The sequence below is a fragment of the Chitinophaga sp. CCNWYY40 genome, assembly GCF_037483205.1.
Lineage (GTDB): Bacteria > Bacteroidota > Bacteroidia > Chitinophagales > Chitinophagaceae > Chitinophaga > Chitinophaga ginsengisegetis.
Genome location: NZ_JBBHLF010000002.1, coordinates 991,617 through 1,005,978, shown reverse-complemented (window position 1 = coordinate 1,005,978; position 14,362 = coordinate 991,617). Strand labels below are relative to the sequence as shown.

The window sequence follows — 14,362 nt, the reverse complement described above, 5'->3', positions numbered from 1 at the left end:
CAAATTTTTAACTTTAAGTTCACCCGCGTAAAAAGCGTCGTTTATCCGTTATGAAAAACAGGTTTCCCCTTTTGCTGTTGCTGATATTATGCACCACCGCAATCTGCGCCAGGGGGCAGTCGTCCGTACTGCCCGTGAATCTCCGTTGTGAGTACCTGGTCAATCCTCTTGGCATCGATGAGCTGCAACCTCGCCTGGGCTGGACATTGCAGGCCACCGATTCCAATGCCTATGGACAAAGACAAACGGCATACCGTATCCTGGTGGCATCCACGGCAAAGGAGCTGGAAAGCAATAAAGGCACGGTATGGTCCACGGGGTGGGTAACTACAGACGATATGCAGCATATCGAATACAAAGGCAGGCCCCTGCGGGAGGATCAGCGGTACTACTGGAAAGTTAGCGTAAAGGACGAGAAGGGGCGTGTGTCAGACTGGAGTTCCACCGCTATTTGGACTACCGGTTTGCTGCAACCCGGCAGCTGGAAAGCTACGTGGATAGGTTCAGATGAGATTTTTGATCCCCGGCAGCGTGATTGCAATATTGCTGATCCCTGGCTGCGGAAAACATTTGACCTCAAGGAACAACCACAGAAAGCCAATATCTTTATTGCCTCTGTAGGATTTCATGAATTGTATGTGAATGGAAAAAAGATAGGCGACGGCGTGATGGCCCCGGCAGTTACCAATCATGTGAAAAGGGCGCGCTATGTGACCTACGATATTGCCGCCGCACTGCATCCCGGTAAAAATGTGATCACCCTCTGGCTCGGTACCTCCTGGTCTATCTTCGGGCCCTATATTGCACCAGGCAAGCCACAAACGCCTATCGTGATAGCACAGGCAGCCATTTATAATAAAGATGCGGCAACACCTGCTGTGCTCCTTAAAACAGACCGCACCTGGCTCACACATCCCAGTCCCAATAAACTCCTCGGCGTATGGGACTCCAACCGCATGGGCGGCGAGTTGTGGGATGCCAGTAAAGAGATAGACAACTGGAACACCATCCAGGCAGATGAAAGCACCTGGCGCGCAGCCACGGAATACCATCCCCGTTTGCTGCTGTCGGCACAAATGACGGAGCCCAATAAAGTGATGAACGAAATAACACCCGTGGCGGTTGTAGCCCGCCCGGATGGGAGTTTTCGTGTAGACATGGGCGTGAACTTCGCCGGCTGGACCGCCATCCGCGTAAAAGGACAACCCGGCGACCGGATCGATTTTCAGTTCTCCGAAAGAGAACAGATGGATATGACCTTTGGACTGCACAGCGCCTTTATCATCGGCAAAGAAGGACATGGCGAATTCCGCAATCATTTTAATTACAGCTCCGGCCGGTGGATTACGATCCGCGGACTGAAATACAAACCCTCCCCGGACGATATCCGCGGCTGGCTGGTACGCACGGCCTATGAACCCGCTACTACCTTCGCCTGCTCCGATTCGTTACAGAACTGGATCTACGACCGGGTACGCTGGACTTACGAAAACCTGTCACTCGGTGGGTATGTAGTGGATTGCCCGCAGCGCGAACGCCTCGGCTATGGCGGTGATGCGCACGCTACCTGCGAAACGGGCATGTTCAACTACCACCTCGGCGCCTTTTATACCAAATGGATGGAAGACTGGCGCGATGTACAGGGAACCGAATCCATTGTAGGCAACATGTATGATACCGCCTGGGCACACAAAGGATTGATGAGTGGCCGGTATTTGCATAAAGGCATCCTGCCACATACGGCGCCCACCTTTATGGGCGGCGGTGGCCCTTCCTGGGGTGGCATCTGCGTATCGCTGCCCTGGTTCCTGTACCAGCAGGAGGGCGATAGAAGGGTGCTGGAAAAGAATTTTGAGATGATAAAAAACTGGCTGGCTTTTTTGGATACACAAACGAAAGATCACCTGCTCATGAGGTTTGGCGGCCCCTGGGACTTCCTGGGCGACTGGCTCTGGCCGGGCGCTACCGCCGAAGGCATGAATAACGATAAACCACAAACGGTTTGCCTCAATAACTGTTACCGCGTATTTAACCTCCGCACCGCCGCAAAAATTGCGCGGGTATTGGGTAAAAATACTGCCGCCGTGCAATGGGAACAACAGGCTGCGGAGGCCAGTAACGCTATCAACAAAAAGTTTTACAATGCCGCTGATCACAGTTATTCCGACAGCTCTATGGCCAACCTGGCCGCAGCCTTGCTGGCAGAAGTGCCACCACCGGCACAGCGGGCTGCTGTAATGAAAAGACTTGAAACAGAGATCCTCATCAACCGCAAAGGCCATATTCATGTAGGCATTACCGGTGGCGCGCTCCTGTTCAAACTCCTGCGTGATGAAGGCCGCGATGATCTTATTTACAGCATGACCTCGCAAACCACCTATCCCGGCTGGGGTTACATGAAAGCCAACGGGGCCACCACTATCTGGGAAATGTGGGAGAAAGATTTGCCCGGTCATTCACTCCTGCACAGTTCCTATCTTTACCCGGGCGCATGGTATATTAACGGGGTAGCCGGCATACGCCGCGATCCACAGTCAGGGAAAGGTTTCCGCCATTTTGTGATCCGCCCGCCGCTGTTAACGGCTTCCCAACTGAGCTGGGCGCATGCCTCCTTTGCCTCTTCCGCAGGCGAAATCAAAACGGCGTGGCAACGCACTGCCGGCGGCATTACCCTGCAGGTAACCGTTCCGCCCAATTGTACGGCAACCGTGGAACTCCCGGAGGCGGAAGGCGCACAGGTAAAAGAAAGCAGCGGGCATATGAAAAAGAAAGGAACCAGGAATGGCTATACGCTGTTTGAACTGCCTGCAGGCAATTATACCCTGCGCAGTATGTCATCTCCCGGATAAAAAAAATGGAAGTATTAGCGGGCGCAGCAGTATTGGTAGTGCATGGATAGTGCATGGATAGTGCATCAATAGTGCATGAGGAGTGCATGAGGAGTGCATGAGGAGTGCATGCGAACAGTATGGATAGTCCATGAGGTACCCATGTCCGAAGCATGCCCGACGCATCCGCGAAGTAATCAATCAGTGCTGCGGCTTCTTATTATCTGCCGGGGAGAGTTTTACAGCTTTTACAATCCAGGGTAAAGAAATGCCCTGCCCGATAAGGGTAAACAGCACCACCACCACGGAAATAAATATAATTGCATTCCGCTCCGGGAACGGCGCATCGTCTTTCAGCGTCAATGGCAGGCCGATGGCAATAGCCAGCGACACAATGCCCCGCATACCGGACCAGCTGATGATCAGGCTGTTCTTGAAATCCAGCAGGGCGTTTTCAGTGATCCGGCCCTTACCCTTTTTGAAAGCCTGGTCTAAATTGATCTGTTGGAGAAATACCCTGCCCATACGTAACAACAGCGCGGCTACTGTAATAATAAACCCATAGCCGATATAAGGCAGGATCTGGTGACTGGGGATACTTTTTATGATATAGGGAAATTGCAGCCCGATGATAATAAAGATAAGCCCGTTCAGCAGGAAGATGATAATATCCCAGATAGACCTGGACTGCTGCTTTAACTTCTCCGGGAAAACCTTCCCGCTGATCCTTGCAATCACCAGCCCCAGCACCACTACGGCAATCACGCCGGATACATGCAGCTCTTCTGCCAGCAGGTAGGTAACAAAAGGCATGAGCAGCATAAAGCTGATGGTAACCAGGTCGTTTTTATGCACCCTTTTCAGGATCACGGCCAGTATCCTGCCCACTACTATGCCCGCCAGTACGCCGCCCGCCATCAGTATAAAAAATTCCAGCGTAGCCTTCCAGAATACAAAGGCGGTACCTGTGGCGGCCGCAATGGCAAAGCGATAGGTTACCAGTGCGGAAGCATCATTGATCAGGCTTTCCCCTTCAAGGATGGTGATGGTTTTATGTGAAAGTCCCAGTCCTTTGGTAATGCTCATGGCCGCCACGGCATCTGTGGCCGACAGGATAGCGCCCAGCACAAAAGCCAGCGGCCAGCTCATACCGGGAATAAGATAATGCGCAATCACCGCTACAGCCCCCGCTGTTAAAAATACCAGGCCAATAGCCAGCGTGCCAATGGTGTTGAAGTGGGTTTTAAATTCCTGTGGGGAGATGTTAAACGCAGCGTCATACAGCAATGGCGGGAGAAATATCAGGAACACAATATCAGGGTTCAGCGTAATATTTGGCAGGGCAGGAATAAATCCAATGCCTATTCCCGCAGAAATCAGCAGCACCGGGTAGGGTAACTTTATCTTGTCTGCCACCGCAGACAGCACAATCATAATGGCCAGTATAAAAATGACGATGCTGTAATTCTCCATAACATTTGTTTGGTTGCAAATGTATAGTTTTAATGAGATTAGCAACATACGTCACAGATGCCGGTATCAGGATGCTTTACTGATTTGTTGTTCCCGCCATTTGATAAACATAATGTGATAGGCAAATTCGAGGTAAAGATGATCGTCCAGCATTTCCAGGAGCAGCATTTTCCGTTTGGCGTTCTCTCCATTGGTTTGTTTGATATGATCGTATTGCGCCAGTTGCTCCTGTAGCGCAGCTTCCATTGATTTTAACAATGCCGGAAACGCCGTAATAGAGGTACCGGTGATCAGTTTTCCTTTCGCCGTTTTCTTCAGCTCCTGGATTTTCTGATGGGTTAGCTCCGGCATTTTTATGCCGGGAAGATGAAAAATGTTATCTGGTTTCATAGCCATGCGCTACACGATTGGGTTATATTGAAAATAGGGGCCGTTAACAGGCCCTATAGTAATTAGAGTATAAAAAATTCAAATGGTTACAAAATCCCATAAAAGTTTTTTGTAACTTCTCCACCGATTAATCATCTAATAAAAGAAGAATGACCACACTGCCGCAAACCGACATTGAAATTGACAACGAGTTAATCACTAAAGTACTGGCCGGGGAAGAGCGGCTGTATGAACAGCTGATGCGCCGTCATAACGCCCGCCTGTTCCGCATAGGAATGACGATGCTGGACAACGATATGGATGTGGAGGATATGATGCAGAACACCTATATCAATGCCTATCATAACCTCGATAAGTTTAGAAAGGAATCGGCTTTCGGCACCTGGCTTACACGGATCATGATTAATGAATGCAGTCAGTTGCTCAAAAAGAAAAGCCGGTCAGGCAGTGAGGATATATCTGTATTAGATGATCATCACCCGGCAAATGCTGCTGGTATAAAAGAGTCGCCCGTGGCAAAAGTTATCGATAAGGAGTTGGGAAGGGTAATGGAACTGGCCCTGCTGCAGATTCCCGAAAAGTACCGCCTGGTATTTGTAATGCGGGAAGTGGAAGGTTTAAACGTGGCAGCTACCGCTGCTGCCTTGAATATTTCCACGGTAAATGTAAAGGTCCGGTATGTCAGGGCGCGGCTCATGCTGCGCGGCAAGATCTCCGATTACTATAAAAACGACCTCGTATTTCCATTCCATCTTATCCGCTGCGACAGAGTGGTTAACCATGTATTGGATAAACTGGGTATCAGATAACCGGCTCACCTGGCAGATTGCTCTACCAGGCTCACCTTAATACGCTTATACATACTTCTTTCATCGAGCGATTTCTCCAGCTCCGATAAAAGCTGCAAAAGGTCTGCGCTGGCTTCGGCCAGCCATTTCCGGTTTTCTTCTTTGATCACCTGCAAAACAGGACCGATCTTTTTATGCATTTGCTTACCGGCAAGCGTCAGGGAAATAAGCCGTCTCCGCGCATCTTTGGCATCGGGCGCTGTTTTAATAAGACCATGCGCCTGCATCTGCTCCGCAAACTGTACTACTGCAGCATGACTCAGCTGCAACGAAGAAGAGATCTCCGTAATAGCCATCACTTTTTCACGGCTCAGCAATTCCAGGATCAGGTACCATTTTGCTTCAAAGTCCAGATCCGATTCTTTGTATATCTGGCTCACGTCCTGCGACAAGCGTTCTGCCAGCCGTTTTAAACGGGTGGCCAGGGCCAGTTCTTCCAGTTCGGTAACTAAGTTCATGCAATAAATGTATAAATTTTTATCCTGCCCTGCGCTTTTCCTCTTCGGCGCCGCCGGTCTTCCTTTTGATGTTACCGGCGCCATTCCCGCCAAATTTATAATTGAAGGTGAGCGTGGCTACACGCGTATCCCTTTTCTGCTTAAATGTTTCGCCATAGCCGGTAAGCCGGGTCACTGCATTGGTTTGATTGGTAAAGAAAATATCGGCTATGTTCAGTTTTACAGATGCCTTCCGGTTCCATAGCTGCCGTTGTGCACCGGCATTCACAAACCAGAAACTGCCTATGTCCAGGAAGCCGTAGTACGACCGGCTTTCATAACTGCCCGCTACTTCAATGGTGGTCACCGGATTTAAAGTGATGGTGTTCACCGAATTGAAATTGAAAGACACCCTGCTCACGTTAAGATCCGTATTCACCAGGTTGCCGCTGTAGCGGCCGTAATACACCAACGCGGTATTAGTGCTGCTCAGCCATTTGCGGATATTTACAGGGAAGCCAAAGCTGAGATTATAATAATCGTACTTCGCCAGGTTCCTGCCGGTTTGGATCACTGCACCCGGTGCTTCATCCGGTGATAATACGGTAAGGATGTTATCACGGGTACGGCTATACCCTAATTTAGTGGTGTACTGCTGCCGGAAGGTATGCGTTACTTCAAACGAGTTGGTGAGTTCCGGCAACAGGAAAGGATTTCCGGTGGAAGAAGTCAGCGGGTCCAGGAATACTTTAAAAGGATTCAGCTCGCGGTAGGAGGGCCGGTCAATTCTGCGGCTCACCGAAAGCCCGAGGTCGTGTGTGGCGTTGAATTCATAGCCTGCATAGCCGCTGGGAAACAGCTGGGTGTAGTTCCGGTTAAACGTTTCCGCATTGGTTACCTGGAATCCGTCGGCCCGTGTATTTTCCACCCGGAGGCCCAGCTGCACGCTTAAATGCTTCCATTTTTTTGAGGCATTTACATAGGCCGCATTGATGTTTTCTTTATAAATAAAACGGTTGCTTTTGCCTTTGTCTAAAACATTGCCGCCATTGCTTCTGTCAAAAAACTGCACGTCATTATCCGATTTCACCCAGCTGCTTTTAACGCCTGCATCCAGTTTGGCGCCAATCACTTTCAGGGGCTGCGTGTAATCCATTTTCACAGAGCGGATACTCAGTTCGCCGTTTAAGTCACCAAAAAGCGCATACGGTGTTTTGCTTTCCACCTGCCGGATATCGTAGTAGCGGGTAATATAATTTTGTTTTTCGGAAGATGAAAAACGGGCGTAGTCCAGGTCGGCGGTGAGTTCCCGCCCGCTGGTATCCAGCGTGTGTTTGTAATTCAGGTTGATACTCCGGTTGTTCCTGCCGGGATAGTTATCACCCAGTGTAATAAAGGAACCCGTATTTGCCTGGTGCGCATCAACAGATTGGGCTACACTATGAGTAGTAATGTTACTGGCATTGAACATGCCATTGGCAGCAAAACCCACTACCACATTTTTACCGATGTTGTAATCAGCTCCCAAACGCACATTGTGATTGTTGTTCCGGAACTTGAAAAAGTTCTGGTAGTTGTTGCCGCCGGTATAGGCATTGTTTTCATCATAAAACTGCCGGTAAATGGTAAGATCATTCAGTTCTTCCCGGTAGGTATAATTATAAGAACCAAAAATATTGAGGTGTTGGTGTTTGCTGTTGAAGTTGAAAGATGGATTTACTTTGGGATACCTGCCCTGGCTCAGGCTGAGAGACGCATTCCCGTTGGTGCCGGATTTCTTTCCTTTCTTCAGCCGGATGTCGATAATACCGGCGTTGCCGGCGGCATCGTATTTGGCAGAAGGGTTGGTGATCAGGTCGATCGTTTCAATCTGGCTGGCCGACATATTCCGCAGCATATTGGCCAGGTCCTGCCCCGACATGGGCACCTGTTTGCCATCTATCATAATCAGCACGCCCTGTCTGCCACGCATGGCAATATTATCGTTCTGGTCAATGGTAATGCCAGGCGCCTTTTCCAGTACTTCCAGCGCCGTGCTGCCGGCGGCGGAAATGGAACCTTCCACATTCAGTACGGTTTTGTCGTATTGCTGCTGGATAAAGGGCTTCACCGCTGTTACTGATGTTTCTTTTAAAGCGGTGGACTTCACCTGCAACGCGATAGTACCGGCCGTGGTGTTTTTTTCATGCCGGAACGGGGCGGATTCATATCTCCCGAAAATCATACTCTGTGTAGCAATCACATAACTGCCCGCGGGTATTTGCTCAAAGGTAAACCTGCCGGTGCTGTCGGCGTATTCAATCTTTACCATCTTCTTATCCGTGGCGTTCAGCAATTGTATCACCACGTCTTTCAGCAACGCAGGGTCATCGGCACGAAGCTGGCCGCTGATGTTAAAACCCTGGGCTTTCACCTGCGAAAAGCAGGCATTTATGTAAGTGGTGACGGAAATTATCAGGGCAATAAAAAAGACCGTTTTCTTTTTCATCTGTAGGGGTTTATTTCCTGCTAATGTAGATGATTAGCGCAATTTATATGCTATAACGGGAGTGTTATTACAGGAAATATAGGTATGTACTTACCGGATGTTTTAGAAGATGATGAACGGTAAAGATACAAACGGCTGATAGATCCTATCAGCCGTTCATATTCTAAAGAGATTTATTTTTTCTCATAGTGCAAACACACTACGCCCGAATCAGGGAAGGCCGTACTTGCCACTAATTTCAGGGCTACGCGTTCCTTAATATCTTTAAACAGCGGAATGCCTTCGCCTAATAATACGGGGTTTACAAACAGCCAGAATTCATCTACCAGGTGGTGTTGCATGAGCGACTGCGTAGCGCCCGGGCTGCCAAACATGATAATTTCTTTGCCGGGCAGTTGTTTCAGGGCATTGATTTTTCCGGAGAGGAGGTCATTGCTGATCACCGTGGTTTTGTCTTTCGGTACTCCCTTCATCGTGTTGGACAGTACTATTTTATCTACCTGGTTGTACCAGGTGGAATGCTCAATATCATGCTTGCTGGCATTGGGCTGGTCGGCGGCGGTAGGCCAGTAGCTGTCCATCATTTCGTAGGTCACCCTGCCATATAAGGCGGTATCTGCTTCGTTGGTACGTTGTGCGGCGAAATCAAATATCTCATCGCCAACACTGATCCAGTCCATTTCTCCGGCAGGTCCGGCTACAAAACCATCCAGGGAAACATGCATGAAGGAAACTATTCTTCTCATAATGATATGTTTTTAAGTACATCACAAACATACCCCGGAAATTGAATACCCATGTGGTGCAATTCTGACATTTATGGGCGGGATTCCGTCAGGGTTATTGTTGTTCGGCTATAAAACAACAAAGCCTCCCGGAGGGAGGCATTTGTTTTATAGATTGTCAGTATTGCCTACAGTAGTTTCAGCACTTCTTCTCCCATCGCGTTGGTACCCAGTATTTTATCGGCCGGCGTTTGCTTGTCGGCGATATCCCCGGTACGGAAGCCTGCTTTCAATACACCGTCCACAGCGCTGATCACGGCTTCTGATTCTGCCTTCATACCAAAGGAGATATCCAGTAACAGGGCAGCAGATAGGATAGAGGCCAGCGGGTTGGCTACGCCTTTACCGGTAATATCGTGCGCGGAGCCATGAATGGGTTCATACACGCCTGTGCCATCGCCAATAGAGGCGGAGGCCAGCATACCCATTGATCCGGCAATCTGCGACGCTTCATCGGTCAGGATGTCGCCAAACAGGTTGGCAGTAACCACCACATCAAAACGGCGCGGGTCCTTGATCAATAGCATGGCGGTGGCGTCTACAAACTGGTGTTCCACTTCCACGTCAGGATATTCCAATGCTACCTTCTGCACTACTTCCCGCCAGAGACGCGAAGTTTCAATCACGTTGGCTTTATCTACGGAACAGAGTTTTTTCCTCCTGGTTCTTGCCGCGTCAAAAGCTTTGCGGGCAATGCGTTCTACTTCATAGCGACTGTATTCCGCTATGTCGTATGCCGTGTCGCCGTTATTCTTTCTGCCTTTCTCACCAAAGTAAATGTCGCCGGTCAGCTCCCGGAAGAACAGGATATCGGCGCCCTTTAATATTTCGGGTTTGATGCTGGATGCGCCCAGTAATTCATCAAATAATTTAATCGGGCGGAGGTTGGCATACAACCCCAGTTCTTTGCGCATTTTCAGCAGGCCCTGTTCAGGTCTTACTTTGGCAGAAGGATCGTTATCATATTTAGGATGACCTACCGCGCCAAACAGCACGGCATCTGATTTTCGCATCTTTTCCAGCGATTCGTCCGGTAACGGGTTGCCGGTGGCTTCAATGGCTACGTGGCCTATCAGCGCTTCATCATAAGTAAAGGTGTGCCCGAATTTTGCGGCAATCTTATCCAATACTTTTTTTCCTACTGCAGTTACTTCCTGTCCGATTCCATCACCCGGAACTATTAAAATATGTTTGGTAGCCATTCAGTTGTTATTGATAGTTTAGATTAGGTTCAGCATTTTTTGTGTGGCCTTAATGGCAGATACGGTCTGGTCGCTGTCCAGTCCCCGGGTTTTGAACTCTTTGTTGTTCAGGCTCCAGGTAATAATGGTTTCGCACAACGCATCGCTTTTACCACCGGGAGGAATGCGCACTGCGTAATCCGCCAGTGTGGGCAGGTCGCGCTTCAGCTTTTTGTATACTTTCTTTAATGCGTTCATGAATGCATCGTACTGGCCATCGCCCTGTGAATGTTCCTCGAATACTTCCCCGTTAATGGAGATCTTCACGGTAACAGAAGGGTTCAGGTTTTTGGAGTGGGTGAGCACATAGTTTTCTACGGTCACTTTTTCCTCGATCCGGTTGCTGTCCAGCACATCAGAAATGATATAGGGCAGATCCGCCTGCGTAAGCACTTCTTTCCGGTCGCCCAGCTCAATGATCCGCTGGGTTACCTTTTTCAGATCGGGGTCGGACAGCTTAATGCCCAGCTGTTGCAGGTTGTTTTCAATATTGGCTTTGCCGCTGGTTTTACCCAGTGCATATTTGCGGGTACGGCCAAAACGTTCCGGCATCAGGTCACTGAAGTACAGTTTATTTTTTTTGTCGCCATCCGCATGAATACCGGCTGTTTGGGTAAACACGTTTTCTCCCACAATCGGTTTATTCACCGGGATGCGGAATCCTGAAAAGGTTTCCACCAGCTTGCTCACGGTATATAATGAGGTTTCGGCTACGGAGGTTTTTACTTCCGGCAAAAAGTCATTTAATACAGCGATGGCGCTGGCCAGCGAAGCGTTACCGGCTCTTTCACCCATGCCGTTAATGGTGAGGTGAATGCCATGTGCGCCTGCTTTTACGCCTTCCAGTACGTTGGCGGTGCCGAGGTCGTAATCGTTGTGCGCATGAAAATCGAAATGACTTTTCGGATAGCGTTGCACGATCTCCGTAACAAATTCCTTTACTTCATCGGGTGTGAGTACGCCTAATGTATCCGGCAGCATGATCCTTTTTACGGGTACCTTCTGGAGGAAGTCGAGGTACTGGAATACATATTCCCTGGAGTGTCGCATACCATTGCTCCAGTCTTCCAGGTACACATTGCATTCCAGTCCTTTTTTATTGGCCAGTGCAATCACGGCAGCTACTTCTGCGAAATGTTCCGCGGGCTTTTTCTTTAACTGGTGGGTTAAATGATTAAGCGAGCCTTTGGTGAGCAGGTTCATTACTTTGGCGCCGGCTTTCAGCATCCATTCTACGGAAACGTCGCCATCCACAAAGGTGAGTACTTCCACTTTGTTCAAAAAGCCGTTGGCTTTGGCCCATTTGGTAATTGCCTTTACCGCAGTAAATTCACCCTCTGAAACCCGGGCGGAGGCAATTTCAATCCTGTCAACCTTTACCTCTGTCAGTAAAAGCTGTGCAATGGTTAGTTTCTCTGATGGCGAAAAAGATACTCCGCTGGTTTGTTCACCGTCACGGAGTGTGGTGTCCATTATTTCAACGTGGCGCTGGGTCACTGGCATAATACTTATGGAATGTTTTAGTACAGGCTCTTGCCGGCGAATGTTGTTATTTCGTCCTTCATGGCCTGCAGGTAATCAATATCATCATAGCCATTCATCATGTTGTGCTTTTTATAGCTGTTGATGGCAAAGGACTCGCTTTCCCCGGTAGCCGGGATGGTGATGGTTTGCGCTTCCAGGTTGATTTCCACTTCCGCTTTGGGATCGGATTCTATCGCTGTGAATATTTTATCGAGGAATTCGGGGCTTACCTGTACGGGTAAGATACCGATATTTAAAGAGTTGTTTTTGAAGATGTCGGCAAAGAAGCTGGACACTACGCAACGGAACCCATAGTCGTAGATAGCCCACGCAGCGTGCTCACGGCTGCTGCCGCTGCCAAAGTTTTTACCCGCTACCAGTATTTTACCGGAATAGATCGGGTTATTTAAAACGAAATCTTTTTTTGGTGTGCCGTCTGTTTCATAGCGCCAGTCGCGGAACAGGTTGTCGCCAAAGCCGGTGCGCTCAGTAGCTTTCAGGAATCGTGCAGGAATGATCTGGTCAGTGTCCACATTTTCAATGGGCATGGGTACTGCTGTACTCCTTAATATCGTGAATTTATCGTAAGCCATTTTTTGTTGATCGTTTATAAAATTTGTAAGAAGGGGATGATTAAGCAATCAGTTCTCTCGGGTCAGTTACCACGCCGGTTACTGCAGCAGCAGCGGCTACCAGCGGACTGGCCAGCATGGTCCTGGAACCAGGTCCCTGTCTGCCTTCAAAGTTCCTGTTACTGGTGCTCACGGCGTATTTGCCGGCGGGCACTTTATCATCGTTCATTGCCAGGCAGGCAGAACATCCGGGCTGACGCAGCTGGAAACCGGCTTCTGTCAGGATATCCAGGATACCTTCTTCCTTAATCTGTTGCTCTACGATGTGTGATCCGGGAACGATCCAGGCAGTTACATGATCTGCTTTCTTTCTTCCTTTTACAATAGAAGCAAATGCACGGAAGTCTTCAATACGACCGTTGGTGCAGCTGCCTATAAATACATAATCTACTTTTTTGCCCAGCATGGCTTCTTCTTCGTGGAAGCCCATGTACTGCAATGATTTTTCGTAGCTGGATTTGCTGTCGCCGGCCAGCGCAGAAGGGATATGTTTGGTGATGCCCATACCCATACCCGGATTGGTACCGTAAGTGATCATCGGCTCAATATCGGCCGCATCAAAAGTGTACTCTTTGTCGAACGTGGCGCCTTCATCTGTACGCAGCGTTTTCCAGTAAGCCAGCGCGGTATCCCATGCAGCTCCTTTGGGCGCTTTCTCACGTCCTTTGATATAGTTGTAGGTGGTTTCGTCCGGCGCAATAATGCCACCGCGTGCACCCATCTCAATACTCATATTACAAACGGTCATACGACCTTCCATGCTCATGTTTTCAAAAACATCACCGGCATATTCCACAAAGTAGCCGGTAGCGCCGGCAGCAGTGAGCCTGGAAATAATATAAAGGGTTACGTCTTTTGGCGTAATACCTTTACCCAGTTTACCCGTTACGTTGATCCGCATTTTCTTTGGCTTCGGCTGCATAATACACTGGGAGGTGAGTACCATCTCTACTTCAGAGGTACCGATACCAAATGCAATAGCGCCAAAAGCGCCGTGGGTGGAGGTGTGGGAATCACCGCATACAATGGTCATACCCGGCAGGGTGATGCCATTTTCCGGACCTACCACGTGCACAATACCATTCTTGGGATTACCTAATCCCCAATGAGAAATACCATACTTGTTGGAATTGGTTTCCAGGGCTTTCAGCTGGTTGGCGGAAAGCGGGTCCTGTACCGGTAAATGCTGGTTAATAGTTGGCGTATTGTGATCAGCTGTGGCAAACGTCTTTTCAGGAAACATTACCTTTAAACCCCTGTTTTCCATTCCAAGAAAAGCCACAGGGCTGGTTACTTCATGAATAAAGTGGCGGTCGATAAAAAATACATCCGGACCATCTTCAATTTTCCTCACAACATGTGAATCCCATACTTTGTCAAATAAGGTAGCGGGTTTATTGCTCATTTTTTAAAATTTTAAAAGTAGCTACTTGATTGTTCAAATTTATTCATAAAATCTATTTTATTTCAATATTTTTTCTAACAATACGCGTTAAAAGGCCCTGAAATAGCAGAAGGAACGGGCCTTCGGGCCTGGTTTACAGTGTATTTTACTGATAGTCAGTGATTTGTAATTTTTTGAAGGAAGACTTGGAAACCACCTTTTTTTGGGTAGTCACACGCGGTTGGTGATATGTTAAGGAGATATATACTGTGTAAAAACGTAATATGTTTAGAACGGATGCACGGAAGATCATTAAGAAAAGCGGTGACGGC

General features: G+C 48.7%; 11 protein-coding genes. 2 read left to right on the top strand and 9 right to left on the bottom strand.

What is annotated here, in order from left to right; all coding sequences use genetic code 11:
- Nucleotides 1-50: 50 nt before the first annotated feature.
- Complete coding sequence (locus V7S65_RS09845) at nucleotides 51-2,849, top strand: family 78 glycoside hydrolase catalytic domain (protein WP_336388387.1); 2,799 nt, start codon at nucleotides 51-53, stop codon at nucleotides 2,847-2,849.
- A 180-nt stretch (nucleotides 2,850-3,029) separates the two neighbouring features.
- Here the strand turns inward: V7S65_RS09845 and V7S65_RS09840 are convergent, their stop codons facing one another.
- Both V7S65_RS09840 and V7S65_RS09835 read right to left on the bottom strand, forming a co-directional pair.
- A complete protein-coding gene (locus V7S65_RS09840) occupies nucleotides 3,030-4,301 on the bottom strand; it encodes a Na+/H+ antiporter (protein ID WP_079472137.1) in 1,272 nt (423 codons plus the stop codon).
- Between the two features lie 66 nt (nucleotides 4,302-4,367).
- Complete coding sequence (locus V7S65_RS09835) at nucleotides 4,368-4,697, bottom strand: hypothetical protein (RefSeq protein ID WP_111578352.1); 330 nt, start codon at nucleotides 4,695-4,697, stop codon at nucleotides 4,368-4,370.
- Nucleotides 4,698-4,840: 143 nt separating this feature from the next.
- On the opposite strand from V7S65_RS09835, the gene V7S65_RS09830 reads away from it, so the two are divergent.
- On the top strand, nucleotides 4,841-5,500 hold the full coding sequence (locus V7S65_RS09830) for a sigma-70 family RNA polymerase sigma factor (RefSeq protein ID WP_336388388.1): 660 nt from the start codon (nucleotides 4,841-4,843) through the stop codon (nucleotides 5,498-5,500).
- Between the two features lie 5 nt (nucleotides 5,501-5,505).
- On the opposite strand, the gene V7S65_RS09825 is transcribed toward V7S65_RS09830, so the two are convergent.
- The 7 genes from V7S65_RS09825 to leuC form a co-directional block, all read right to left on the bottom strand.
- Nucleotides 5,506-5,997: a MarR family transcriptional regulator gene (locus V7S65_RS09825; protein ID WP_168771369.1), complete on the bottom strand. Its 492-nt coding sequence runs from the start codon at nucleotides 5,995-5,997 to the stop codon at nucleotides 5,506-5,508.
- Between the two features lie 19 nt (nucleotides 5,998-6,016).
- Complete coding sequence (locus V7S65_RS09820; RefSeq protein ID WP_336388389.1) at nucleotides 6,017-8,464, bottom strand: outer membrane beta-barrel family protein; 2,448 nt, start codon at nucleotides 8,462-8,464, stop codon at nucleotides 6,017-6,019.
- A 173-nt stretch (nucleotides 8,465-8,637) separates the two neighbouring features.
- Entirely contained in the window at nucleotides 8,638-9,210 is a 573-nt protein-coding gene (locus V7S65_RS09815; RefSeq protein ID WP_336388390.1) for a dihydrofolate reductase family protein, read from the bottom strand.
- Nucleotides 9,211-9,377: 167 nt separating this feature from the next.
- A complete protein-coding gene (gene leuB / locus V7S65_RS09810) occupies nucleotides 9,378-10,451 on the bottom strand; it encodes a 3-isopropylmalate dehydrogenase (RefSeq protein WP_079472131.1) in 1,074 nt (357 codons plus the stop codon).
- A gap of 18 nt (nucleotides 10,452-10,469) precedes the next feature.
- Nucleotides 10,470-11,993, bottom strand: coding sequence for an alpha-isopropylmalate synthase regulatory domain-containing protein (locus V7S65_RS09805; RefSeq protein WP_200817334.1), 1,524 nt, complete (start codon nucleotides 11,991-11,993; stop codon nucleotides 10,470-10,472).
- Between the two features lie 17 nt (nucleotides 11,994-12,010).
- Nucleotides 12,011-12,607, bottom strand: a complete 597-nt coding sequence (gene leuD / locus V7S65_RS09800; RefSeq protein WP_079472130.1) for a 3-isopropylmalate dehydratase small subunit — start codon at nucleotides 12,605-12,607, stop codon at nucleotides 12,011-12,013.
- A 40-nt stretch (nucleotides 12,608-12,647) separates the two neighbouring features.
- Nucleotides 12,648-14,051, bottom strand: a complete 1,404-nt coding sequence (gene leuC / locus V7S65_RS09795; RefSeq protein WP_079472129.1) for a 3-isopropylmalate dehydratase large subunit — start codon at nucleotides 14,049-14,051, stop codon at nucleotides 12,648-12,650.
- Nucleotides 14,052-14,362: the final 311 nt, after the last annotated feature.